The 23426-nt window shown below is 61.3% G+C and carries 21 protein-coding genes; 7 read left to right on the top strand and 14 right to left on the bottom strand.

Annotated elements, in window-relative coordinates; all coding sequences use genetic code 11:
- Positions 1–3: 3 nt before the first annotated feature.
- The 3 genes from ABDB87_RS11355 to ABDB87_RS11345 are packed head-to-tail and all read right to left on the bottom strand — an operon-like array spanning position 4 to position 1322.
- A complete protein-coding gene (locus tag ABDB87_RS11355; RefSeq protein WP_345927026.1) occupies positions 4–174 on the bottom strand; it encodes an FMN-binding negative transcriptional regulator in 171 nt (56 codons plus the stop codon).
- 15 nt (positions 175–189) lie between these two features.
- Positions 190–720, bottom strand: a complete 531-nt coding sequence (locus ABDB87_RS11350) for a GNAT family N-acetyltransferase (RefSeq protein ID WP_345927024.1) — start codon at positions 718–720, stop codon at positions 190–192.
- A complete protein-coding gene (locus ABDB87_RS11345) occupies positions 717–1322 on the bottom strand; it encodes a helix-turn-helix domain-containing protein (protein WP_345927022.1) in 606 nt (201 codons plus the stop codon). The genes ABDB87_RS11350 and ABDB87_RS11345 overlap by 4 nt, the downstream gene beginning before the upstream one ends.
- 915 nt (positions 1323–2237) lie before the next feature.
- Between ABDB87_RS11345 and ABDB87_RS11340 the strand changes: the two genes are divergently transcribed.
- The 3 genes from ABDB87_RS11340 to cycA all read left to right on the top strand — a co-directional run bounded on the left by ABDB87_RS11340 (position 2238) and on the right by cycA (position 6624).
- Positions 2238–2456, top strand: coding sequence for a hypothetical protein (locus ABDB87_RS11340; protein ID WP_345927020.1), 219 nt, complete (start codon positions 2238–2240; stop codon positions 2454–2456).
- Between the two features lie 1357 nt (positions 2457–3813).
- On the top strand, positions 3814–4032 hold the full coding sequence (locus ABDB87_RS11335) for a hypothetical protein (RefSeq protein ID WP_345927020.1): 219 nt from the start codon (positions 3814–3816) through the stop codon (positions 4030–4032).
- A 1200-nt stretch (positions 4033–5232) separates the two neighbouring features.
- Positions 5233–6624: a D-serine/D-alanine/glycine transporter gene (gene cycA, locus ABDB87_RS11330; RefSeq protein ID WP_345927018.1), complete on the top strand. Its 1392-nt coding sequence runs from the start codon at positions 5233–5235 to the stop codon at positions 6622–6624.
- A 90-nt stretch (positions 6625–6714) separates the two neighbouring features.
- Here the strand turns inward: cycA and ABDB87_RS11325 are convergent, their stop codons facing one another.
- From ABDB87_RS11325 to ABDB87_RS11315, 3 genes are all read right to left on the bottom strand, one after another.
- Positions 6715–7200, bottom strand: a complete 486-nt coding sequence (locus ABDB87_RS11325) for a PaaI family thioesterase (protein WP_345927016.1) — start codon at positions 7198–7200, stop codon at positions 6715–6717.
- A gap of 213 nt (positions 7201–7413) precedes the next feature.
- Entirely contained in the window at positions 7414–8115 is a 702-nt protein-coding gene (locus ABDB87_RS11320; protein ID WP_345927014.1) for an SDR family oxidoreductase, read from the bottom strand.
- A 71-nt stretch (positions 8116–8186) separates the two neighbouring features.
- A complete protein-coding gene (locus ABDB87_RS11315) occupies positions 8187–8882 on the bottom strand; it encodes a TetR/AcrR family transcriptional regulator (protein ID WP_345927011.1) in 696 nt (231 codons plus the stop codon).
- 591 nt (positions 8883–9473) lie between these two features.
- On the opposite strand from ABDB87_RS11315, the gene ABDB87_RS11310 reads away from it, so the two are divergent.
- The 3 genes from ABDB87_RS11310 to ABDB87_RS11300 all read left to right on the top strand — a co-directional run bounded on the left by ABDB87_RS11310 (position 9474) and on the right by ABDB87_RS11300 (position 13574).
- Positions 9474–10541 carry a sigma-54 interaction domain-containing protein gene (locus ABDB87_RS11310; protein WP_345927010.1) on the top strand — a complete coding sequence of 356 codons (1068 nt, stop codon included), beginning with the start codon at positions 9474–9476 and terminating at the stop codon, positions 10539–10541.
- Between the two features lie 696 nt (positions 10542–11237).
- Positions 11238–12011 (top strand): substrate-binding periplasmic protein, encoded by a 774-nt coding sequence (locus ABDB87_RS11305; RefSeq protein WP_345927008.1) that lies wholly within the window; start codon positions 11238–11240, stop codon positions 12009–12011.
- Positions 12012–12056: 45 nt separating this feature from the next.
- Positions 12057–13574, top strand: coding sequence for a methyl-accepting chemotaxis protein (locus tag ABDB87_RS11300; RefSeq protein WP_345927006.1), 1518 nt, complete (start codon positions 12057–12059; stop codon positions 13572–13574).
- A 177-nt stretch (positions 13575–13751) separates the two neighbouring features.
- Here ABDB87_RS11300 and ABDB87_RS11295 read toward each other — a convergent pair whose 3' ends face one another.
- From ABDB87_RS11295 to ABDB87_RS11270, 6 genes are all read right to left on the bottom strand, one after another.
- Positions 13752–13970, bottom strand: coding sequence for a hypothetical protein (locus tag ABDB87_RS11295; RefSeq protein WP_345927003.1), 219 nt, complete (start codon positions 13968–13970; stop codon positions 13752–13754).
- Between the two features lie 42 nt (positions 13971–14012).
- Positions 14013–14648, bottom strand: coding sequence for a transcriptional repressor LexA (lexA, locus tag ABDB87_RS11290; RefSeq protein ID WP_385917774.1), 636 nt, complete (start codon positions 14646–14648; stop codon positions 14013–14015).
- Between the two features lie 129 nt (positions 14649–14777).
- A complete protein-coding gene (locus tag ABDB87_RS11285) occupies positions 14778–15215 on the bottom strand; it encodes a hypothetical protein (RefSeq protein ID WP_345927002.1) in 438 nt (145 codons plus the stop codon).
- A gap of 11 nt (positions 15216–15226) precedes the next feature.
- Positions 15227–16444, bottom strand: coding sequence for a flagellar hook-associated protein FlgL (gene flgL, locus ABDB87_RS11280; RefSeq protein WP_345926999.1), 1218 nt, complete (start codon positions 16442–16444; stop codon positions 15227–15229).
- 5 nt (positions 16445–16449) lie between these two features.
- The gene (gene flgK, locus ABDB87_RS11275) at positions 16450–18627 is read right to left on the bottom strand and encodes a flagellar hook-associated protein FlgK (protein WP_345926997.1); all 2178 of its coding nucleotides are present in this window, start codon (positions 18625–18627) and stop codon (positions 16450–16452) included.
- Positions 18628–18822: 195 nt separating this feature from the next.
- Positions 18823–19716, bottom strand: a complete 894-nt coding sequence (locus ABDB87_RS11270; protein ID WP_345926995.1) for a LysR family transcriptional regulator — start codon at positions 19714–19716, stop codon at positions 18823–18825.
- A 101-nt stretch (positions 19717–19817) separates the two neighbouring features.
- On the opposite strand from ABDB87_RS11270, the gene ABDB87_RS11265 reads away from it, so the two are divergent.
- On the top strand, positions 19818–20783 hold the full coding sequence (locus ABDB87_RS11265; protein WP_345926993.1) for a DMT family transporter: 966 nt from the start codon (positions 19818–19820) through the stop codon (positions 20781–20783).
- A 16-nt stretch (positions 20784–20799) separates the two neighbouring features.
- Here ABDB87_RS11265 and ABDB87_RS11260 read toward each other — a convergent pair whose 3' ends face one another.
- Both ABDB87_RS11260 and ABDB87_RS11255 read right to left on the bottom strand, forming a co-directional pair.
- Positions 20800–21387, bottom strand: coding sequence for an SAM-dependent methyltransferase (locus tag ABDB87_RS11260; protein WP_345926991.1), 588 nt, complete (start codon positions 21385–21387; stop codon positions 20800–20802).
- 42 nt (positions 21388–21429) lie between these two features.
- Positions 21430–23418: a C13 family peptidase gene (locus ABDB87_RS11255; RefSeq protein ID WP_345926989.1), complete on the bottom strand. Its 1989-nt coding sequence runs from the start codon at positions 23416–23418 to the stop codon at positions 21430–21432.
- Positions 23419–23426 lie beyond the last annotated feature (8 nt).

Here is a 23426-nt window from a genome sequence, read left to right as displayed (position 1 = left end):
GCTTCATCCCGGCTGTACCCCGTATTCGCCTTCGTCCGGATAGAGCAGGAAGGGAAGAGGGGAGGCCTGCAGCCCTTGCGGACCACTACTGATCAGGAGGCCAAGCGGATGGCTCCGCACCAGTTCGTGCAGGATTTCGAGCCGGTCTTCACGGAATGCGCGGGGCAGATACATGACGTATGAATGCTTTCAACCGTCGACGGGATGGGCAGGTGTCTCCAGCAGCAGCTGGTAGAAGGCGAGATCGAGCCAGCGGCCGAACTTGAAACCGACCTGCGGCAAAGTGCCAACATGCGAGAACCCCAGGCGTTCATGCAGGGCAATGCTTCCTGCATTGCTGGCGTCGATGCCGCCAATCATCGCATGCACTTCGCGCTGCCGCGCTGCCTCGATCAGGCCCTGCATGATCCGCAGCCCCAGCCCCTGGCCGCGATGATCACGATGCACATAGACAGAATGCTCTACCGAATACTTGTAGGCCGGCCAGGCCCTGAAGGTTCCGAAGCTGCCGAATGCCACCAGCTTGCCGGCTTCATCCTCGATGCCGATGACCGGAAAATTGCCTCTTGCCTTGGTTTCGAACCAGGCATCCATGCTGGCCGGCGAGCGCTGCTGGTAATCGTAGAGCGCGGTCGAATTCAGGATGGCTTCGTTGAAAATGTCCAGAATGGCCGGGGCATGCCTGGCATGGCTGCAGGTCACGAGGGAATGCGTGCTCATGGTGTTTTCTGCCGTGTGTGGCCAGCAAGCGCCAGCAGGTAGCGCGCGGGCTGCATTGAAGGATTGTGAAACCGGATCTGTGCGCCCAACTCCATGGCAAGGCAATCGCCTGGCGCGAGGCGCCAGGTCTTCGCCTCATGCGTGATCGCCATCTCGCCCTCCAGCATCCAGAGCTGCTGATGAAGACCGGCAGGGCGCACCGGGGTGTCGAACAGGACCGAGGCGCCCGCCGGGAAAACCACCTCCACCAGTTCGAAGGGAGAAGCGGCTCTGGCCGGTGATAAATGCCGGCGTGTGTAGCCGGAAGCCGGATCGGTCCAGACGGGCTGCGCCTCGCGACGGGCAACAGGCTCCGGCTCCGGGCCGGAAGACTCGGTCGTGAAAAGTGCCGCCATCGAAATGCCGAAAGCCGCGGCGAGCTTGTTGAGTACCGCTGCCGTCGGGCTGGTTTCCTGGCGCTCAATCAGCGAAATCATCGAGCGGCTCACACCGCTGAGTTCGGCCAGCTGATCCAGGGTCAGGCTGCGGGCGCGACGCAGGTCGCGCACGCGCCGGGCAAGAAGCGCATCAAGATCCATGAATCCATGATACTGGAATTTCATTCCAAGCTCTGCGCCACGTCCATTCGCGAACCCCAAGGCCAGAGGCTGGCTCGCTGCGCAACGAGCCTGCCGCGTGTCAGATTCCCGGGACCACACAACGTGCTGAAGAAACTCGGAACAACCCTGACCGAGTCCGGAACGGCTGGCGCAGCAAGCAGCGTCCGGTCGGAGACGATTCGGAGGCGGCTGGACGTCTCGGCTCTGGTGAGCTGAGCTTTCGCGAAAGTGCTGCGGCCGATCCTCATTTTTTCCTGGCTCACATGCACGGAGTCGTATCTCGGCGGATCAGGGCAGCCCGGTTTCCGAAGAGTCGCCGGCGATGGTATCGGGTGGCGGCACGCGAAAAAAAACGCCTGCTCAATGCAGGCGTTGTTGATTCTGAGGCGCTCCGGCTGTACTGCTTACACCTTGCAAATCCGAAGAGGGACGAGCGCCTTTTGCGCCTTGCCCAGCATCTGGCGCAGCAGTCTTTTGACCTTCCTCGAAACTTGACATAATAAAAATTATCGTCAGTTGGCGTAACGCAAAAGCCGGCGAAGTATGAGCAAGGCGCTTGCGTCACGCCAACACCTTTCCCCTGGTTCTTTGTGCCGATCTCAACGTCTTTGCCCTGGATTGAAGATTCTCATCTGTTAGACTTCATTCTCATGTGTTAGACTTTTCTCATGGATGAGAGCTATGCAAAAAGACCTCGATGCTATACGTGCTGTCCCTGGCATTTCCCCTGGTTCTGCACTTTCTGTTTTTGACACTCTTCTTCGCATCAGGGCGCTCGGTTTCTTAGAGGCTAAAAAATTGGCCCCCATTTCCACTTGGTATCGACATCTTAGTTTTTTGGAGTCAGCGGGATTTACTCGTAAAGATCTGGATCGATTTAGCGGTGGCTAATTATCTTTTTCTAAAAAGGGATTATTGATGTCTTCTAATTCTACTTCTTCGCTTACCGGGGCTTTTGATCAACTTTCCGCCGAGTTTTCACGGATTGAGTTGTTTCAGAAGATCATGACTTTTACCGACTATTCGCAGCCGAATGCACCTACTGCCGAAGAGTTTGCTTTCGTCCTCGAGGGGCTTACAAAGGATTTTCAACGTGCTCTTTGGGATGTTCATTCCGGTTTGATTCAGCAGTCATAATCGATTCAAGGCGATCATGCCAGGGCTTCCTTGGTTGCCTGATAAGATCAGCTTCAGGTTCCGATGGCAGGCGGCGCTGCTTGAATGACTTTAATTGAATTTTCGTTACGTAACGGCAAATAAAAATCTGAGCAATATCGGAGGGGGGGACCCTTTGGGGGGCCCCCTCCGAGTATTGCGAAAGGATGTTTCGTGATTGACCCCAAGGATTTTACGACTGACGATTTGTTTGACGCGCCGCCTCAAAAGGCCCGTGGTTCGTTTTCTGAGGGTCGAAGGCTGTCTCGGTACCTCCCAGCCACGCTGGATCGATCTGAGGAGCGGAAAGCGCGCTTCGTGAGCCTTTCCAACATCAGAATTGCTCGCTACATGTCGGACTCGGAGACGCCGCAGGATGAAGCTCGTGAGCTTTGGCTGGAGTTTGGTAGGCGGCAGGGCTGGAAGTAGCGCTTTCTGCTGCCAGCAGACGGGCGAGCTGTCGCCCACGCCCAGCAGGGCGATTTGAGTCCGCAGCGCGAAGCGCGTACCGGATTGCCGCGTTCAGCGGCAACCCTGCCTTCTCAGTCCGAAGCGCCCCCAGCGCGAGGCGCCCGGACGCTCAATCCCTCCCCCCTCCGAAACCCTCTCAAACCCCCACGAAAACCGGCCACTTTTCACCCTCCCAGCCGGGGCAGGGTTTTGGCAAGGTAGGTGCCTGTAACACCTACCTTTTTTCCCACGGGTGGAACTACACCCCCTTTTCAGCCCCCGTTTTCGGGGGCTGCAAATCGTCACTTTTCAGGCGTCATAAAACGCCCTGCCAGAGGGTCAAAAACGCACAAAAAAGCCCCTTCGAACGCCTTTCGGGCGTTCTCGGGGGCGTGCTGGTTGGTTCGTCACTCAGGACGAACGCCCTATGTCATTGATCTTCGCTGAACTCCTGCGAAAACGCGACAAAACCCAAAATTATCGTCAGTTGGCGTAACGCAAAAGCCGGCGAAGTATGAGCAAGGCGCTTGCGTCACGCCAACACCTTTCCCCTGGTTCTTTGTGCCGATCTCAACGTCTTTGCCCTGGATTGAAGATTCTCATCTGTTAGACTTCATTCTCATGTGTTAGACTTTTCTCATGGATGAGAGCTATGCAAAAAGACCTCGATGCTATACGTGCTGTCCCTGGCATTTCCCCTGGTTCTGCACTTTCTGTTTTTGACACTCTTCTTCGCATCAGGGCGCTCGGTTTCTTAGAGGCTAAAAAATTGGCCCCCATTTCCACTTGGTATCGACATCTTAGTTTTTTGGAGTCAGCGGGATTTACTCGTAAAGATCTGGATCGATTTAGCGGTGGCTAATTATCTTTTTCTAAAAAGGGATTATTGATGTCTTCTAATTCTACTTCTTCGCTTACCGGGGCTTTTGATCAACTTTCCGCCGAGTTTTCACGGATTGAGTTGTTTCAGAAGATCATGACTTTTACCGACTATTCGCAGCCGAATGCACCTACTGCCGAAGAGTTTGCTTTCGTCCTCGAGGGGCTTACAAAGGATTTTCAACGTGCTCTTTGGGATGTTCATTCCGGTTTGATTCAGCAGTCATAATCGATTCAAGGCGATCATGCCAGGGCTTCCTTGGTTGCCTGATAAGATCAGCTTCAGGTTCCGATGGCAGGCGGCGCTGCTTGAATGACTTTAATTGAATTTTCGTTACGTAACGGCAAATAAAAATCTGAGCAATATCGGAGGGGGGGACCCTTTGGGGGGCCCCCTCCGAGTATTGCGAAAGGATGTTTCGTGATTGACCCCAAGGATTTTACGACTGACGATTTGTTTGACGCGCCGCCTCAAAAGGCCCGTGGTTCGTTTTCTGAGGGTCGAAGGCTGTCTCGGTACCTCCCAGCCACGCTGGATCGATCTGAGGAGCGGAAAGCGCGCTTCGTGAGCCTTTCCAACATCAGAATTGCTCGCTACATGTCGGACTCGGAGACGCCGCAGGATGAAGCTCGTGAGCTTTGGCTGGAGTTTGGTAGGCGGCAGGGCTGGAAGTAGCGCTTTCTGCTGCCAGCAGACGGGCGAGCTGTCGCCCACGCCCAGCAGGGCGATTTGAGTCCGCAGCGCGAAGCGCGTACCGGATTGCCGCGTTCAGCGGCAACCCTGCCTTCTCAGTCCGAAGCGCCCCCAGCGCGAGGCGCCCGGACGCTCAATCCCTCCCCCCTCCGAAACCCTCTCAAACCCCCACGAAAACCGGCCACTTTTCACCCTCCCAGCCGGGGCAGGGTTTTGGCAAGGTAGGTGCCTGTAACACCTACCTTTTTTCCCACGGGTGGAACTACACCCCCTTTTCAGCCCCCGTTTTCGGGGGCTGCAAATCGTCACTTTTCAGGCGTCATAAAACGCCCTGCCAGAGGGTCAAAAACGCACAAAAAAGCCCCTTCGAACGCCTTTCGGGCGTTCTCGGGGGCGTGCTGGTTGGTTCGTCACTCAGGACGAACGCCCTATGTCATTGATCTTCGCTGAACTCCTGCGAAAACGCGACAAAACCCAAAATTATCGTCAGTTACACTATCATCCACGACGAGGCACCCGGTGGCGCGCGCACGCATTCAACTGACTGCCAGACATCGCATCGTCGTGCAAACCGGCAAGGCTTCAGCACGATCGCTGGGTGAGCTATTCTCGGCCGACCTTGCGAGACCTGCAGCCAAAGCGTCAGGATTTGACCAAACCCCGCCCCGTTTTCCATCGAGGGCGCGAACATTCACCCCTTGCGCGGCTTTCCGTGCCAATACATGAGACAACTACATGCATCAAGACACCGGTGAAGAGCACCTCAAACGCAGTCTGAGCAACCGCCACATCCAGCTCATCGCCATTGGCGGTGCCATCGGCACCGGGCTGTTCATGGGTTCGGGCAAGACCATCAGCCTGGCCGGCCCGTCCATCATTTTCGTCTACATGATCATCGGCTTCATGCTGTTCTTCGTGATGCGCGCGATGGGCGAGTTGCTGCTATCCAACCTGCAGTACAAATCCTTCAGTGACTTCGCAACCGATCTGCTAGGCCCGTGGGCTGGATTCTTCACCGGCTGGACTTACTGGTTCTGCTGGGTCGTGACCGGCATTGCAGACGTCGTCGCCATCGCCGGCTATGCGCAATTCTGGTTTCCCGAGCTGCCGCAATGGATGCCGGCGCTGATGTGCGTGGCCTTGCTGCTGAGCCTGAACCTCGCCACCGTGAAGCTGTTCGGCGAAATGGAGTTCTGGTTCGCCATGGTCAAGATCGTGGCCATCGTGTGCCTGATCCTGGTCGGCATCTACATGGTAGGCACAGGCTATACCTCGCCTTCCGGCACCAGGGCGGCGCTGAGCCATCTGTGGGCGGATGGCGGCATGTTCCCCAAGGGCATCATGGGCTTCTTCGCCGGGTTCCAGATAGCGGTATTCGCCTTCGTCGGCATCGAGCTCGTCGGCGCTGCGGCGGCCGAGACCAAGGATCCGGAAAAGACACTGCCCAAGGCGATCAACTCGATTCCGATCCGCATCATCATGTTCTACGTGCTGGCGCTGATCACCATCATGTGCGTGACGCCCTGGAATAGCGTTCATGCCGACAAGAGTCCCTTCGTGGAGCTGTTCCTGCTGGCAGGCCTGCCCGCTGCGGCAGGCGTCATCAACTTCGTGGTCATGACTTCCGCCGCCTCCTCGGCCAACAGCGGCATCTTCTCGACCAGCCGCATGCTCTACGGTCTGGCGCAGGAAGGCGACGCCCCTGAAGGCTTTGCACGTCTCTCGAGCCGTGCCGTGCCGGCGCGCGGCCTGCTCTTCTCGTGCATCTGCCTGCTGGGCGGCGTGGTGCTGATCTATATCGAGCCGAACGTGATGACGGCTTTCACACTGGTGACCACCATTTCGGCGATCTGCTTCATGTTCGTGTGGGCCATCATCCTGCTTTCCTACCTCGCCTACCGCAAGCATCGGCCAGCCCTGCATGCGGCATCGAAATACAAGATGCCCGGGGGTGTCGGAATGTGCTGGGCCTGCCTGGCCTTCTTTGCCTTCGTGCTGGGTCTGCTCGCGCTGCAGGACGATACGCGTCAGGCCCTGTATGTCACGCCACTGTGGTTCATCGCACTGGCCGTCGGCTACGGTGCCTCGCGCACCGGGCGTGCAGCCAGGGCAGCACGTCTGCCCTGAAGCCTGGTCGCGCCTGGAATGAAGAACGCCGACCACTGATTCCGGTCGGCGTTTTTTCTGCAGAGTCATGTCTCTCACGCCAGGCAACGCTCAGGGCGCCGATTTTCTCAGGATGAAGCAGCTTGTGGTGGCGTGGGCATACAGCCTGCCTTTGTCGTCCTCGATACGGGCCTCCGCGGTTGCCAGCTGATTTCCTCCGTGAATGAGCTTTGCCGTCGCGCGAAGCGGTCCGGTTTCCGGGGTTGCAGCTCTGACGATGTTGAGACTGAGCTCGACAGTCGTGCAGGACTGACCCGACTGCAAAACGCTCTGTACCGCACAGCCAAGCGCTGAATCCAGAAGCGTGGCAAACCAGCCTCCGTGCACAGTACCGAGCGGGTTGCAGTGCTGGCGCAGCGCAATGCCCTGAAACACCGCGCGGCCCTCACCCACTTCCAGCAATGTCATGTTCAGGGCGTCGTTCATTGGCGGATACGGCAGTCGGCCCTGCATCATCGCTTCCAGGATCTGCCGGCCGCTCATGCCGGCGATCTGTGCGGCATCGGCGAATCCGGGTGCGCCGCCGCCCTCGCGCATGCGCTGCAGGGCTTCCGACTGCTGTGCAGTCCAGCTCGATGAGTTGTGTCCGGTTTCCATGCGATTTTCCTGCTGCACACTCCGCGGGTCGACCTGATGCCCTTCGGCGTGCGGACACCCGTTTTGCGGAGCGATATCGAGCTTTAGGCACGGCTGCGATCGCCGCCGCTTGTGCGATCGTCAGCCGTGCACGAAGCCGGTTTCAAAGGGTGTTCAGCGCGGCATCAGATAGACCGGCGACTCGGCCGACAGGCCGCCATGCACCTGTCGGGTGAGTTCATCAGCAAGAGCTTCCTCCGCGCCTGCTTCCAGCGCATCGAGCGCGTACTCGACGATCGCCTCGGGTGAGGACTTCTGGGCGTCGAGACCCCGGGTGAGGTCGGTGTCGACAAAGCCCATGTGCAGGCTCATCACCTGGGTGCCCTGCCCCCGCAACTCATTGCGCAAGCCATTGCTCAGACTCCAGACAGCGGCCTTTGAGGTGGCATAGGTCGCCAGCATCGGAAAACTCAGCCAGCTGCCGATTGACGCCACATTGAGCAGCGCACCGCCACCATTGCGTGCAAGTGCAGGCGCAAATGCGCGGCTCACCCGCAACACCCCGAAAACATTGGTTTCGAAGTGGCTTCGCAGCAAGGCTTCGGCGTCCTCGGCGAGGAAACCGCCCACGGCGGCGATACCGGCGTTGTTGACGACGATGCTGACGTCACCGGCCAGGCGGGCGGCGGCCTCGACTTCCGACGCCGAGGTCACGTCAAGCTTGATCGGCTCGACACCCGGCAAGGTGATGCTTCCGGGGTTGCGCGCGCCCGCATAGACCTTGCGCGCGCCACGAACGAGGAAAGCCTTCGCGAAGGCAAGCCCGATGCCCCGATTAGCGCCGGTGATGAGAACGGTAGCGTCAGCGATTTTCATGGCTCATATTCCTTATGATGTTCATCATATTTGTGGGTAAAAAAGCCGGTCAGCACAATTCGCCGACCGACTCAGTCGGGGGAAACAGGTTCGAAACGGGACAGGAGTTGCTGACGCGTGCGCGCCAGCAGGCTACGCCCCGGCTCTCCGCCGAATACGCGGGCCATCTGCAGCGCACCGACCAGCGTGGCGGCGAGCCCTTCTGCAAGGGCAGGATCCGCCTTGTCCGGCAAGGTAGAGCGGACAAGCTCGACCAGAGCGCTGACGCGGCGACGGGCCTCTGCGAGCCCTGACTCATTCAGCCGGGGCATCTCGGACGCCAATGCCGCCACCATGCAACCGCAGTCGATGCGATCCAGGTTGCTGTCGTGAAGGTAAGCCTGCACCAGAGCACCGAAGGCGGTTTCGCCCTTTTCAACCTGACGCGCCATGGCATCCCGGAGCGCGCCGGAACTGTCCTGCCAGGCACGCTGCATCGCTTCGACCACGAGCGCATCGCGCGACTCGAAGTGGGCGTAAAAGCCGCCGTGCGTGAGGCCGGCCTCCTTCATGAGATCCGCCACCCCGACGCCATTCGTACCCGCGCGGCGAATCGCCCGGGAGGCAACCTCCACGATGCGGTCATGTGTGATCTGTTTTCGGCTGGGTTTGCTTTGCATGACGTTCATCATATTATAGTCATCATATAATCGCAAGCACATCTTTGCCGGCCCCCTCTTTGCGCGCCCTGTTCCCGGAATCAGATCGCCAGCGGACTGCATCGGCATGGCTTCGGCTCCATTCGCTCAGGCAAGGCCGAAGGTCTTGCGAAGCGCTTTTTTTTGGTCCCGCCGGCGTGAATCGTCGCAGCAGCGCCAGAAGCGTGGCCTCGCCCCTGGGCGTATGGCACATCTTCCACGGCCCCAGCGCCGCATCCACGATCTTGTCCGCGACAGCATCCAGTGCAGGCACTTTCCGGACATTCTGCTGAATGGCAGCCATCGACACCACCTCGAGCGCTCCGCCATAGGCGGGCCATCAGGTGAAGGTCTGCGGTGCATTGAGACCTCGCTCAGGCTTCGGCGTGGACGCAGGAGCCCGCAGGGCTTGGCGCGGCGAACGCGGCCTTGTTGACCGCCGTCGATGCAAGCGGCCAGACGGCCCGGGGTCTAGCAGTCGTGGGAGACGCAACTGGAGCAACTCCTGAACACCAGACGAGGATTCGATCGGTACGGCACTTCCCATGCAGTGGGTCTGAGCGCATGTTCCGAACCTTTTCCGCGTCGACATATCGAACAAAGCAAATCATCGTTCGGCAGCAGCTGAGCGACACATATATTGGACTCCTCAAGCAAGGAGCGAGCAGCCATGACGCGCCCATGACCACGACACAGAATTCCCACGAAGCCACCGCACGACTGCTTTCCTTTCCCGCACAGGCCGGACATATACTGTCCATCCGCGCCAAGGCCCTGCTCTTCTCGGATCCTCGCTCGCTGGCGCTGTTGCGGCAGATCGAGCAGGTCGCGAACGGCCTGGTCAGCGTGCTGATCCAGGGCGAAAGCGGCACGGGCAAGGAGCTCGTCGCCATGTACCTTCACGAGTTGAGCGGGCGCCCCGGGCCTTTCGTTGCGGTCAACTGCGGCGCGTTTTCCGAGGCACTCGTCGAGGCCGAGCTCTTCGGCCATGAAGCCGGCGCCTTCACCGGCGCCCATCGGGCGCGCGCCGGCTGGTTCGAAGCGGCCCATGGCGGCACGCTGTTTCTGGACGAGATCGGTGATCTGCCGCTCGCCATGCAGGTCAAGCTGCTGCGCGTACTGCAGGAGCGCGAGGTCGTACGGATCGGTTCGCGTACGCCGGTGCCGGTGGATGTCCGCTTGATCACGGCCACCAATATCGATCTCTGCCGGGCCGTCAGCGTCGGCAATTTCCGCGTGGACCTGTTCTATCGCATCAATGTGGCGAGCCTGCACATTCCGCCCCTGCGCGAGCGGCCCGGCGACATCACACCGCTTGTACATCACTTCGCACGGACCCATGCAGAGCGGCAAGGCGTGCTGGCGCCAGAGGTCAGCCCTGCCGCACTGCACGCCCTGCTCCACTACAGCTGGCCCGGCAATATCCGCGAGCTGGAAAACGTCATGCAGTTTGCATCGCTGGTGTGCCGCAACAGTCTCATCGAACCGATGGATCTTCGCTTTGTGCCGACCTGCGCGCCCAACCAGCGCTTCGCTGTGCAACAGACGCCTCAGGAGGCTTTCGCGGATGCGCTCGACCGTCTGATCGACGAGGACCCCCCCGGCCTCTTCGATTACATCGAGCAGACAGTCATCGAGCGCGCATTCAGTCTCAACGGAGAGAATCAGGTTCGCACTGCCGATGCTCTTGGCATATCCAGGAATGTACTCCGGACCTTGATGAAGCGACACGGACTCCTGCCCGCTTGAGGCACGCGGACAAACTCATCTCCCTGCAGGCCAGGCCGGCAAGACAAATCTCTGCAACAGAACGCGCCTCTGGCAGCAGCGCGTCCTGACGAGCAGTTGATCACCTCCGCCCTCCGAACGAAGCCTCTGCCCTTGCAGACGAATTGCGGTTCAAAGGATGACCGGGGTGCCGAGGCCTGCGCCCCGGGCGGGATGATGGACTGGGAGCGCGGCGCTTCCGAAAGCACATGCAGGCATGGTTTCCGGCAAACGCCGCAACGCCCGCACGGCACGGTGCAGGAACCCGCAACGCAGACATCGTTCCCTGCCGGGCTGGTCTGGCCGGCGGGCAGCCGCAAACACGCCGACAGGGTCAGAGGGCTGGTCAGAGGCGGGTCCTGACGGCCAGCAACGGAGCAGCTACTCGACGACCCGCGCCAGGCACCTGCCATCCGGTTCTGCCCTTGTGTGCAAGAGACGGCTGCGATGTGCCGGAATGCGTGCTGTTGCCCGCTTTCCCGGGGATGGGGCCTCCCGGCCATGAATCCGCGTGTTTCATTTGTTTGCACAGGGCATATCAAGACCTTGCCGGCCTCGTCGTAAAGCCAGTCTGTTTCCCCGCGTGGACAAGCAAGGGCGACGGATCTCCCGCAAGGCAGATCCGATGACGCACTGCGTGAAGGGATTCCGTCGAGAACCAAACCCAAGGAGGCAAGCATGAATTTTTCGACCCGGTTTTGCGCTGTCGTTCTGAGTGTCGGTGCTTTGGCCGTTCAGGCTGCACCGATGGCGCTCACCACCGCGGCACAGGACAACTCGCCGAAATTCGTTACCCAGGGCGGCAAGATGGGCGGCATCGCAGTGGACGTGCTGCGCGCCCTCGAGAAAATCGACCCTGATCTGAAGTTCAGCGGTGAAGAGAGCTTCTGGCCGATGAAGCGCATCGAGAATGGCCTGCTCGCCGAAGTCGCGAGTGGACCTGAACACATCGATCTCTTCGTGGGAATGGCGAAGACACCCGAGCGCGAAAAGAAGTACCGCTATGTCAGCACGATGATCTACTCGGTGAAGAACGTGGTCTTCGTCCGGGCCAATGACGACGTCAAGATCTCCAGTCTGGAGGACATCGCCAAGCTCTCTGGTGACAACCTTGTGCTGGCCAACAATGGCTATGTCCAAGCGACGACCGCCAAGGCCGTCCCCGGACTGAAGGTCGATGACGGCGCCAAGACCAACAGTGACAACCTCAAGAAGCTCATCGACGGCAAGGGCCGCTTCTTCTATGCCTCGGAACTGTCTGGTCTCTACGAAGCCAAGCAGGACGGTGTCACCAAGCAGATCAAGGTCGTCCCTGTCGCGGGTGACGACACGGGGCAGTACATCTCGGTATCCAACGCGGTGAGCAAACCGGTGTTCGACAAGCTCGAGGCCGCGGTCAAGAAGCTGGTGGACTCCGGCGAGATGGGGAAGATCCTGGCGAAATACAAGTGATCGCTCCTGACCGTCGACCGTCGTGATCCTGTCCTGGGAGGGCACATGAGCAAGCTGACCAAGAGTATCGAGTTGCGTTTCATCCTGCTTTTCGCATTGATCGTCACGGTATTGCTGGGCGCCTTCGGTACCTATGTGGTGATCGAAGAACACCGGCAGGGAGACGCTCAGCTGGCAGATCTGGCCAATGCCATGCAGGTGCGGATGCAGGCAGGGCTGCCCACGCTGCTGTGGAACATGGACTACGAAATCGCCGGTGCCCTGCTCGACTCGGAAGTGATCGCTGCCGACGTGTCGGCCATTGTGGTGCGCAACGGAGACAAGATCCTCGTTGCGCGCAGCAATGACGGAGGCAAAGCCGTTCCGCTGAAGGAATCCGCCAAGCCTGTCGGAGAAAAATACAGTGCGGAACTGACTTACTCCGGCAAGCCGGCTGGAACGGTCGACATCTACATTTCGCGTGCCCGCGCCGAAAAAGCCCAGGCCAACGCGATCGTCACCTCGCTGGTTGAAGTCGTGGTGCTCAATGCGGTCATCATCCTGGTACTGATCACGATGCTGCGGTCCGTCGTATTGCGGCCCTTGCGGCGGGTACGCGATGCATTGCACGAAATCGCCACCGGGCGCGCGGACCTGACCCGGCGCCTTCATGTGTCACGCGAGGATGAAATCGGCGAAGTCGCAATGCTCTTCAACCGCTTCGTCGAAAACCTGCAAGGCATCGTGCGGCAGGTGGTCGACGGCGCACATCACCTTCAGACCTCGTCTTCCAGCATGAGCGAGGAATCGGACGACATGGCACATCGCACCGCCCGCGAGAATGACGCGATCGCGGCCATTGCCGCCGCTACAGAGGAAATGACCGTAAGCATCAATCACATTGCGCGTTTTTCGGGCGATGTGCGCGAGGTGTCTTCGCGCAGCGAGCAGTTGTCCACACGTGGCCGTGAGGTGATCGTTGAACTCATTGCGGGAATGGGCGTAGTCAGTGACACCGTGGTCAATGCGTCGCGCACGGTCGAATCCCTTGGCGAAGAATCCGAGAAGATCGGCGCGGTGATCGGCGTCATCAAGGAAATCGCCGACCAGACCAATCTGCTGGCGCTCAATGCTGCGATTGAAGCCGCCCGCGCGGGTGATCAGGGGCGTGGCTTTGCGGTGGTGGCCGACGAGGTTCGCAAGCTTGCCGAACGCACCACCCGCTCGACCGTGGAAATCGGCGAGACCATCGGCGTGGTGCAGCACGGCGTACGGGCGAGCGTGGAGCGCATGCGTGGCGGCGTCGATCTGGTCCAGCAGGTTCTTGACTGTGCCCGCCAGGCAGAAGGCGCCATTCAGGATATCGCAAAGAGCTCCGAGGAATTGTCCAGCGCGGTCAGCGAGATCGTCAGCTCGATTGAGGAACAGAACTCCGCCAGTACCTCGGTTGCCCAGCAGATAGAAGACATCAGCCGCATCGCGGAAGAGTCCGATACGACGATGAAGCGTGTGGTGGGCACGGCCGGCCAGGTCGGAACACTCTCCGCACAGCTGAAGTCTGCCGTGGGTGGCTTCACCATCTGAAGGACGGACCAAGCAACGGCCTGGCTGCGCACCAGCTCCGCTCCTTTGCTTCACCCGGATGCCTGCTGGGTAAAGCCTCGATCGGATTCGGGCTGTCCTGACTGAAAGCACGGCGAGCGGAAAAAACAAAGCCCGGCATTTGCCGGGCTTTGTCTGATGACATGGCGCCCGTGCAGCTCAGCCTGCAAGGTTCGTAAAGCGCAAGCGGCTCTCTTCGTATTGAGCCGACAGGCCCCAGCTCCTGCCGCGACGGCGGACGATGTCGAGAATGGCATGCGGACGGATGTTGAGCCGTGAGGCCAGCGAAGCGGCTTCGCTTCGCGGCGCTTGCGCAGCATGAGCGAGCAAGGGGCTACGGACGATGGTGGTGTGGGACGCGCTGCTGAACGACTTCATGATGCGGCTCCTTGTGTTGCTCGGTGATGCAGGACGGGGGAATCAGAGGCGGCCGAAACCATCGCGGATCAGCCCCACTGCCAGGCCTTCGATCGCGAGCGGCTGGCTGTTGGTGTCGACCACGATGGGTTCGAAATCGGGGTTCTCGGCGATCAGTTCGACAATGCCTCCGTTGCGGCGCTGCAGGCGCTTGACGGTGACTTCGTCGTCGACGCGGGCAACGACGATCTGACCGTTGCGTGCGTCATTGCAGCGATGCACGGCCAGCAGGTCGCCCTCCAGGATGCCGGCATTGATCATGGAGAGTCCGCGCACCTGAAGGAGGTAGTCGGCGCGCGGCGAAAACATTGCGGGGTCGACCGGCAGATGTTTCTGAATGTGTTCCTGGGCCAGGATCGGCGAGCCTGCCGCAACGCGACCGATCAGCGGCAAGCCGAGGGATTCGGCGATCGCCTCGGCGGCTTCCTGCACAAGGCGGATACCCCGGGCTGCGCCGGACTCAAGGCGAATGACCCCTTTTTGTGCCAGTGCGCGCAGATGACTTTCCGCGGCATTGGGCGACGCGAAGCCGAAATGCGAAGAGATTTCGGCGCGGGTCGGCGGCATGCCGCGCTGCTCGATGCGCTCGCGGATGAAGTTGAAAATGTCGTGCTGCCGGCGGGTCAGTTCGTTGCTCATGGCGGTCAGGTCTCCTTGCGTGTATTTATATACAGTACTGTATATTTACGCAAGCAATTCCTGACATCACGGACGGCCAATAAGCCCGGTCAGCGCTTCTGCCCCGTTGCTGCCGGATGGCCGGCTGGCTTATCTGAGCCGGACTTCGGCATAGGCGGTGCGGTATGGCAGCAGCATGCGGCTGTCCAGCGCTTCCTCGTAGCGCTCGATGACGTAGCCCTCCTTGCCCTGCTCTCGCCTGAGGGCGTCGACGCGCCGGGTCATGATCAGCCGCGCCTCGCCCTCGCCGCCGAACGACAGGTGTTGCTTCTTGAGCTGGAAGATCACGCGATCGTCGTCAAGCCGGGTCTCCGTGATCTGCCAGGCAGGCGAAAGCGGATCCGTCACCAGATAGACGGCCCCGGCCACCAGGCCGACCTGCACGAGATCGGCAAAGGTGATCGCGTATTCGGGGAAAAGCCGCAGGCTGCCCTTCGGAATGATGGAGGTCTGGCGTGGAATGTCTCCGGTGCTGCTGCAGGCAGCAAGCCCCAGCACCAGAAGAAGACAGCCTCCGATGCGCCGCATGGCCATTTTTCCTAGGAAATGAAGTTGAAGAGGGAAAGGCCGGAGACCTTGGCGAAGGTATTCCGCGCGGCTTCCAGATAGGTCTGCTGCAACTGGAAGTCGGAGATCGCTGACACGTAGTCGACACCCACCAGCCGTTCGAGCCGATCCGAGTACTGGATGTTGAGGTCTTCACCGATCGACTTGAGCGAATCGACTTCGACGAGGCGCGAGCCAGTCTGTGAGCGCAAGCGCAGGACGTTTTCCAGCGCACCGTCGAGCCGGTTCAGGGTGTCGGAAACCAGGGTGCCGAAGCCGGCGCTGTCGGTCACGTTTTCCAGACCGACGACGAACTCCTGGAGTGTGTTAAACATGTCCGTCGTGCTGCCCGGCGTAGCGCTGAAGGTGTCGCCCACCGCCGGTGTGCCGGAGATCGACACCGAGATCTCCCGCGTCGCGGCATTCGCCGGATCGGGCAGGCCGATGGCCTGGCCCGCCGTATAGGTGCCGGTCGCCATCGCGGTGCCACTCATGTTCGGGTCGGAAGCCAGATCGAATACACCGTAAGTGGTCGCGCTGGTGAACTTGATGCCGTACTGTCCGCCGGAATAGCTCACCGGGCCGGTCACGCTGCCATCGCTGATGACGGCCGTCGCAGATGAAGCGTGCGTCGAGAAAGCGCCGTTCTCGGAAGGGATCTTCATGAAGAGTTCCGCGCCGCTGATGCTGACCGGCATCAGGCGGGAGCTTGAGACCTGCAGTGTGCGCACGCCTTCGTCTCCCTGGTAGCTGACATCGTTGATGTCTCCGGTGAAAGGCTGCGTGTCGCCCTTGTAACCGGAGAACAGGTATTCGCCGGTTTCGTCGCGCGAGTTGGCGAGGTTCAGCAAGGCATCGAATTGCTGCTTGATATCGGTCGCGAGGTAGGTCTTGTCTTCGGCAGAAAGCGAGGCATTGCCGGCTTGAACCGCCTTTTCGCGCACGTACTGGAGAATGTCGCCGATCGCGCCGAGCTGGCTGTCGAGGTTGCGCAGGTTGTCGCCCGCCTTGCCCTGGTTGGAGGATTCCAGCCCGATCCGGTTGATCGACTGGCTGATTTCAAGCGCGCGGGCGGCGGCGACCGGATCGTCACTCGGGGAGACCACCCGGTTGCCGGTCGAGAGCTGTTGCTGGGTATGCAGCTGGTCTGCCTGCTGACGACTGATCGTCGATACGTTGACCGCGTAGATCTGTGATGTGCTGATTCTCATCTTGCTTACCTCATCACGGAGAGGATGTCGTCAAACAGCGTGCCGGCAATGCCGATGGCGCGCGCGCAAGCCTGGTAAGCCTGCTGGTAACGCAGCAGGTTGGCCGCCTCTTCGTCCAGATTCACGCCGGAGAGGTTCTGCTGCTCGGCGGTGGCCTGCTCGAGCAAGGCGGTCTGAGCCTCCTGGTTGATCTTGGCCGAGTTGGTCTGCGTACCGACGCTGCTGACCAGCTGCGAATAGGCGTAGCCCAGGGTGGCCGTTCCACCGAGAAGGCTTTTGCCTGACGCCAGGGCATACAGCGCATTGGCATTGCGCCCGTCCTTCGTGCCCCCCACATTGGTCTCGAGGGTGAAACTGTCACCGTCCGCCGGACGCCCCGAAATCTGGAAGCTGAGGTTCGGATCCGTCAGGCTGATGGTGGTGCCGGCGGCATTGCTGGAAGGGTTGTATGCAATCGTTGACGGCGTGGCGCCGGAAACATTGAACTGGTTCGTAGCGGCATCGAAAGTCAGCTTGACCGGCGTGGTGAGGTGCGCCGTTGCGCTGGCCTGAATGCCGTTGAGGCTCAGCGCGATCGGTTGCGATACCGCTCCGGTGCCGGTGTTGGTGCTGGCCGCCACGCTTCTGACCGGGGAACCGGCCGCAATCAGCGACGTATCCTTGATGGCAACCGAGATGTCACGCGCGGCATTGCGGGTAGGCTGGATGAGCACCCGGTCTCCGACTGCCATGCTGCCCGAGAACTGCAGGCCTTCGACCGCCGGGCTGAGCGCAAACACATCACCGGCGGCAGGCGTGCCGCTCGCGAGGCTGATGTTGATGCCTTCGAGCGTGGTCGGCAGGCTGCCGGTGTAGAGCGTCTTGCCGCTGGCGGCCGATTTGACGGTGTAATTCGTGCCGTCATAGGAGAGCGAATAGTTCTCCGCATTGCCGGTCGCGTTCGCCGTGGCCGTGATGCTGAACGTCGCGCCCGAGGTGCCCGTGGTCTGCGTCACGGAGTTGCCCGGCATGGAGCTGCCGGTATAGAGCACGGCGCCGTCGGAAGTCCGGGCCAGCGAATAGTTCGTGCCGTCGTAACTGAGCACATAGTCAGAGGTGCTGAGCCCCCCCACACTGGTCACGGTCGCGCTGACTGCGGCGGTGGACGTGGTGCCCGTCGTAAGGTTCGGCAAATTTTGCACCCCGGCCGTGAGCGCATTGAAATAATTGCCGCCCATGTTGCCCGAGAGATCCTGGCCGAGCTTGTGCTGGGCATTGAAGAGCGTGACCATGCCCAGCGCGATGCGGCCCAGCGCGTTCTGCGCCGGGTCAAGCGACTCCGAGCGATAGCGCAGCAGGCCCCCCAGCGTACCGCCTGTGAGCAGGCTCTCCTGGATCGCAACCGTCCCGCCACTGGGCAACTGGATGCCGACGGCGAGACGACCGGGATCGGCATCCGAGGGCGCGGTGGAGAGCGTGAAAACATCGGTATTCATCACCAGGGGCTGACCGCTGCCGATGAAGACGTTCACGGTACCGTCCGAGTTGGTGCTCGTGCTCACCTTGATCATCGCGTTCAGGTCGGCGACGGCCGCATCCCGCTGGTCAAGCAGATCGTTGGCGGGCACGTTGGTGCCTGCCGACTGGGCGGTCACGATCTTCTGGTTGAGATCCGAAATCTTCCTGGCCAGGGTATTGACCTGGTCCACCGACTGCGCGATCTGGGATTCAACGCCATCGCGAATCTCGTCAAACCGCGATTGCAGCGAGTGGAATCGGCTCACCAGCGCTTCGCTCGATGACAGCATCGATTGCCGGGACGGAACGCTGGAGGGATCCGCCGCAACCTGCTGAACCCCCACGAAAAAGGAATCCAGCGCCGAACTCAGGCCGGAGCTGGTGTTGGACAAGAGATTGTCGACCTGCTTGATCTCGTTGTAATAGGTCTCGTACTCGGCACGGGAGGTATCGGCCGCCAGCACCTGCGCGGTCAGGAACTGGCTGTAGACCCGCTTGACCGTATCGATCTGCGTGCCCTGGCCGAAAAAACCGACGCCGCTGAACAGAGGTGTGCTGGCGCTCTGAACGACCTGTTGCCGGTTGTAGCCGGCCACGCTCGCGTTCGAGATGTTATGGCTGGTCGTGTTCAGGGCAGCCTGTGCTGCATTCAAACCCGTCAGCGAAATGTTGAGTAGCCCTGCCATGTTCATGCGCTCCAGCGGTATCTGAAGCCCTTATGGCAAGTTGGATGCCAGTCTTGGCCCTGCATCCGGAATTCTTTTCAAGCCTCTGTTTTGAATGAACTTTATTTGAGCACCGCAAAGGCCATCCCGCCAGGAACGGAGGACGGGGAAGCTGTGCCGCAGCGAGCCGGCAGGATTTGCCGCCCCGCCCCCGGATCAGCGGGGCAGATCGCCGCACAGATAGCTCAACAAGCTGTGCGCGTGCGGCGAAAGTGTCTCCCAGTCCCGGATGCAGAGACGCAGTTCACGGCTCGCCCAGGCGTCTGCCAGCGTCACGATCTCGACCGGCAGCTCCCTCACAAGTCGCAGGGCGGCAGCTTCCGGCAACATCGCAACGCCCGCCTTCTGGGCCACCAGCTGCGCAATCGCATCAAAGCCCGGCGCCCTGACGCGGATCTGCAATGCGCGACCTAGCCGTTCCGCGCCTGATTCGATGAACCGCTGCATCGAACGCTCCGGCGGCAGGCACACGAAGGGGTAGGCCAGCGCGTCGGCAAAGAGCGTTTCGCGCCGACTGGCGAGCGGATGCCCGCCGGGCACCAGAAGCACGAGGCGGTCATCACGGAAAGGCAGCGAGACCAGATCCGCAGCCGGCAGGCTGCCGTCATAAACACCGATCTCGATGTCACCGGCATGCAGCGCCTGCACGACCTCGGCGCTGTTGCGCTCGGTCAGCTGGAGATCGATTTCGGGATGGTCGGCAAGAAAAGGCCCGAGGGCGGCGGGCAGGAAGCTGCTGTTGGCGACCGTGGTTCCCGCAAGACGCAGCACGATGCGGCGGTGCCCGGCCAGATCCTGCATGGTTTCCTTCAGCCGCAGGCTTTCGTTGACGACCTGGCGGACACGATCGATCACCAGCCGCCCCTGCGGGGTGAGCACCATGCCACTCGCGCTCCGGCTGAAAAGCATGACTCCGCAACGGGCCTCGAACGCCCGCAGGCGATTGCTCGCCGCCGACAGCGCAATTGGAAACGCGGCCGCCGCACGACTCAGGCTGCCGGTTTCGGCAATCGCCAGCAGCAGGCGCAGATCAGTCAAGTCAAAGTGCAAGCTTTCTCTCCAGACGAAGACCGGCTACGTGAAGAAAGCATTCCGCAAATCGGGCCTTCTCGCAACAATAAGCCCCTCGTTCCTCAATCCGGCTGACTCCGATGATCCGTATCCGGCAGGCATTCAAACGCCTCGCTGCCGACGGCAAACTCTTTGCCATCCTCAGCGCGTGCGGCTTCAGCATGAAAGCGATTTTCGTGAAGCTCGGCTATGGCGCAGCTCCCGTGGGCGCCCTCGATCTGCTGACACTCCGCATGGGCATTGCCCTGCCCTTCTTCGTCTGGCTGCTCTGGATCGGCCGCGCCGAGCGCAAGCAGGGGCTGAGCGCGGCAGACGGCCTGCGGATTTTCCTGATCGCGATGAGCGGCTACTACCTTTCAAGCCTGTTCGACTTCAAGGGGCTGGCCCATATCTCGACCGGTCTGGAACGGATGATCCTGTTCGTTTATCCCACGCTGGTGCTGCTTTTCCAGTGCCTGCTTTCGCGCAAGCGCCCCGAGCGCAACGTGTTGCACGCCATGGCGATCTGCTATGTCGGCCTGGGGATCGCCTTCTTCCACGATCTCGGGCTGGCCGGCCATGGTCGCAGCGTCATGGTCGGGTCGGCCTGGGTTTTTGCCGCGGCGGTGAGCTACGCGCTCTACTACCTCGGCACCGGGATGTTGCTCAAGCGCATGGGCGCGACGACTCTCGCCGGATTCGCAGGTGCCGTATCCTCAGTCCAGGTGCTGCTGCATTTCAGCGTCATGGGCACGCCCGGCACGCTCTTGCAATTGCCGGCCAGCGTCTGGATCTATTGCGCCGCCATGGCGATCTTCTCGACGGTCTTGCCGATCTACTGGCTCTCGCTCGCCATCCAGCGCATGGGTACGGCTCAGGCCGCGGCGGTGGGCAACCTCGGTCCGGTCCTGACGATCCTGGCCTCATGGCTGGTGCTGGGCGAGCCCCTGTCGGTCGCCCAGCTCGCCGGGCTGGGTCTCGTGCTCTTCGGCGTATCTCGCCTCAAGACACGCAAGCCGGCGATCCCGGCCGCCAGCCCGGCCGCCGAGGCGACCCGGCAAGCCTGAGACGACACACTGAAACTCAGCCTGGCTTGCGCCCGACGAACTGCACGACGGCCGCGAGCCCGGTGTGAAAACTGCCTTCGACGACTTCACGCTCGATTTCCTGTAGCAGCAGGATTTCGAGTCCGGAGAAATCCGCCCGCACCTTGTCCGGCGTCATCAGCATGTCGAGGTCTTTCGGCCCCCCGGTGCCAAAGGCAGGCTGGCGCTCCGAATAGGACTCCATCACGACGAGTCCGCCGGGCATCAAGGCGTCGAGCAGGCGCGGGTACAGCCGCGCGCGGATCGGGCCGGGCAGATGGGCGAAGACCGAGACGATCGCGCCATACCGCGCCGCGCCCGGATCAAAAGTGCCGAGATCGGCCACTTCAGTACGGATCTTCACGCCACGGCGGACGGCAAGTGCCTGAGCCTTGGCCAGCCCTACGCCGGACGCATCCACGCCCAGCACATCCAGCCCCTGCTCCGCGAGGAACACCGCGTTGCGCCCCTCACCCTCGGCCAGCGAGAGCACCGGGCCCTGCAGCCTGGACGCGTGCGCGAGCAGAAACTCATTCGGCTCGGTGCCGTACACATACTCGTCACGCGCATAGCGCTCATCCCACATATCAGCCTTTCCTGGCTCGACGCGGCCACCCGCACGGCCGGCTCATTCCGTTTTCCCTATATGGCCCTGCCGGGGGAGCCCCACGGCAAGGGTCGGCCCATCGCGTTCCAGCTGTGCGGCCAGCCGCTCCAGCACCGGGCGAATGTCGCTGCCCACCTGGATCTGCGGCTCCGAGTGCACGAGCCCCTCGGCATCCTCGCGCTGCGCGATGGCCTTGCGTGCAATGTCGAACGCCTGTTCGAAGTTCCGCGTCTGGCGAAGCGCTTCGTTGAAGTAGGCCTTGCCGAAGAAGGTCCATTCGGCCTCATGGCTGCAACCATGGGAGTTCCGGTCTGCGCGCGAAGCACTCATCATCAGCGTCCGCGGGCCGGCCAGCGCAGGCACGAAGCCACCTGAATAACAGGCAGACACCACGATGACGCGGTTGCGTATGCCGGCAGCATCAAGCGCAGCAAGCAGCGTCTGCGGAGTCAGTTCGTCGAACCTGTAGGGCCACAGTTCGAGCGAAAAACGGAAATCCGCCGCGCCATGCGAGGTCATGAACAGGAAGAGTACGTCTTCTTCCGGATTCATCTTGCGGCCGATCTCAGCGAGCGAACGCCGCAGCGCCGTCACGCTCGCAATCGGGCGCGTCTCCAGCGTGTCCGGATTGTTCGCCAGCACCAGGCTGTGCGCCGCAGTCGAAAAACGCTCGGAGAAGAGGGACTCAACACTGTCCACTTCGCGCCGGAACACGTCCTGCTGCCCGTAACCTGCCAGTGCGAGCAGGAAGATCTCCGGCTTGCCCGGGGTGCCGGGTTCGAGAGAGGCCAGGGCTTTGTCCAGCATTGCCGGCTGGCTGTAGAGCACCGACTCGCGCACGGTGCTCCGCCAGTCCTGTGCGGTGTCCGCGCGCTCATCGATCGCCGGCTCGGCGACCCACAGACGCGCTTCGCCCAGCCCCAGCAGAACGCTGGCGGCCACCGTGAAGACCACGCCCAGTACCGCGCCCATGCGCTGGTCAGGGCTGATTTCAAGCGTACGCACGAGGGCCACGATCAGGGCCAGGACAAGCCAGCCGCCCAGCACCAGGGTCATGAGTCCGCCATACGCCATGAGCGAGGGAAAATGGCTGACGCCCAGAATCGAGAGCATCTGCGGCACGTTCAGCACCAGACTGCAGCTGGCCATCGCCAGCACGGCCACCAGCACCCGCTCGCGTCTGGGCGAACAGCCTGCCACGGCCCAGGCGCAGAGCAGCGTGAGCAGCCAGCCGAATCCGGCATAGGGCAATGCATACCAGTTCACGCTGCCCGTCGTTCCCGCCATGGCGAGGTCAAACAACAGCCCCAGCAACATGCTCAGCGCCGCGACGAGGATGATCTGGCCGACCGACACCCGCAGCAGGCTCACCGCACTCGCGCGGAACAGGGCGAACAGACAGCCTGCCCGCAGGTTGCTTCCCAGATCGCCGAGCACCTGTCCGAGCCCCGCCTCAGCTGCCGAGGAAGGCGCCGGTGCGACGTGGCCGGGCCGGAGCCCGCTTGCCTGCTCGATCCGTTCTCGCCAGGCATCCGCTTCATCCCGACTGGCGAAACAGCGGACGGGCAGGAAAAGCGCACGCAGATCCTGCAACAGGATCAGCAAGCCATCATTGCGTTGCTCAAGCGCCCGCAGCGCTCGCCAGGAAAAGCTGCTCCGCTCCGCCTCAAGCGCCAGATGAATACCTTCGTCATCCATCGAAATGCCGTACGCGGAAGGCCAGGCACGGACCGCGCGCATGAGCCGCCCCCACGCCACCAAGCACTGCGCGCCCAGCACGGCACTGACGAAGAGGAGAACAAACAGTCCGTTGACCGACGCCAGCTCGCCGTCTGTCTGCAGCAGCCAGCTCAGCAGTCCGATACCTGCCGCAACCGCGATCCACGGCAAAGTTCGCCTGAACGCCGAGGGATGCTGCAGTTGCCGCGCCACCGCGGCGAGCAGCAGAATCCGCTCGGCCTCCGTATTCTCGATCCGGCGCCAGCCGGACACCTGCACGTCATCGTTCATGTCATCGC

Source organism: Uliginosibacterium paludis, assembly GCF_039631355.1.
GTDB classification, from domain to species: Bacteria; Pseudomonadota; Gammaproteobacteria; order Burkholderiales; family Rhodocyclaceae; genus Uliginosibacterium; species Uliginosibacterium paludis.
The sequence above is the reverse complement of the archived record's forward strand: the minus strand, read 5'-3'. Positions and strand labels throughout refer to the sequence as shown.

Coding starts and splice junctions, on each gene's coding strand:
- ABDB87_RS11355 (WP_345927026.1), bottom strand. CDS start 174: ATGTATCTGCCCCGCGCATTCCGTGAAGACCGGCTCGAAATCCTGCAC.
- ABDB87_RS11350 (WP_345927024.1), bottom strand. CDS start 720: ATGAGCACGCATTCCCTCGTGACCTGCAGCCATGCCAGGCATGCCCCG.
- ABDB87_RS11345 (WP_345927022.1), bottom strand. CDS start 1,322: ATGAAATTCCAGTATCATGGATTCATGGATCTTGATGCGCTTCTTGCC.
- ABDB87_RS11340 (WP_345927020.1), top strand. CDS start 2,238: ATGTCTTCTAATTCTACTTCTTCGCTTACCGGGGCTTTTGATCAACTT.
- ABDB87_RS11335 (WP_345927020.1), top strand. CDS start 3,814: ATGTCTTCTAATTCTACTTCTTCGCTTACCGGGGCTTTTGATCAACTT.
- cycA (WP_345927018.1), top strand. CDS start 5,233: ATGCATCAAGACACCGGTGAAGAGCACCTCAAACGCAGTCTGAGCAAC.
- ABDB87_RS11325 (WP_345927016.1), bottom strand. CDS start 7,200: ATGCGCGAGGGCGGCGGCGCACCCGGATTCGCCGATGCCGCACAGATC.
- ABDB87_RS11320 (WP_345927014.1), bottom strand. CDS start 8,115: ATGAAAATCGCTGACGCTACCGTTCTCATCACCGGCGCTAATCGGGGC.
- ABDB87_RS11315 (WP_345927011.1), bottom strand. CDS start 8,882: ATGCCGATGCAGTCCGCTGGCGATCTGATTCCGGGAACAGGGCGCGCA.
- ABDB87_RS11310 (WP_345927010.1), top strand. CDS start 9,474: ATGACCACGACACAGAATTCCCACGAAGCCACCGCACGACTGCTTTCC.
- ABDB87_RS11305 (WP_345927008.1), top strand. CDS start 11,238: ATGAATTTTTCGACCCGGTTTTGCGCTGTCGTTCTGAGTGTCGGTGCT.
- ABDB87_RS11300 (WP_345927006.1), top strand. CDS start 12,057: ATGAGCAAGCTGACCAAGAGTATCGAGTTGCGTTTCATCCTGCTTTTC.
- ABDB87_RS11295 (WP_345927003.1), bottom strand. CDS start 13,970: ATGAAGTCGTTCAGCAGCGCGTCCCACACCACCATCGTCCGTAGCCCC.
- lexA (WP_385917774.1), bottom strand. CDS start 14,648: ATGAGCAACGAACTGACCCGCCGGCAGCACGACATTTTCAACTTCATC.
- ABDB87_RS11285 (WP_345927002.1), bottom strand. CDS start 15,215: ATGCGGCGCATCGGAGGCTGTCTTCTTCTGGTGCTGGGGCTTGCTGCC.
- flgL (WP_345926999.1), bottom strand. CDS start 16,444: ATGAGAATCAGCACATCACAGATCTACGCGGTCAACGTATCGACGATC.
- flgK (WP_345926997.1), bottom strand. CDS start 18,627: ATGGCAGGGCTACTCAACATTTCGCTGACGGGTTTGAATGCAGCACAG.
- ABDB87_RS11265 (WP_345926993.1), top strand. CDS start 19,818: ATGATCCGTATCCGGCAGGCATTCAAACGCCTCGCTGCCGACGGCAAA.
- ABDB87_RS11260 (WP_345926991.1), bottom strand. CDS start 21,387: ATGTGGGATGAGCGCTATGCGCGTGACGAGTATGTGTACGGCACCGAG.
- ABDB87_RS11255 (WP_345926989.1), bottom strand. CDS start 23,418: ATGAACGATGACGTGCAGGTGTCCGGCTGGCGCCGGATCGAGAATACG.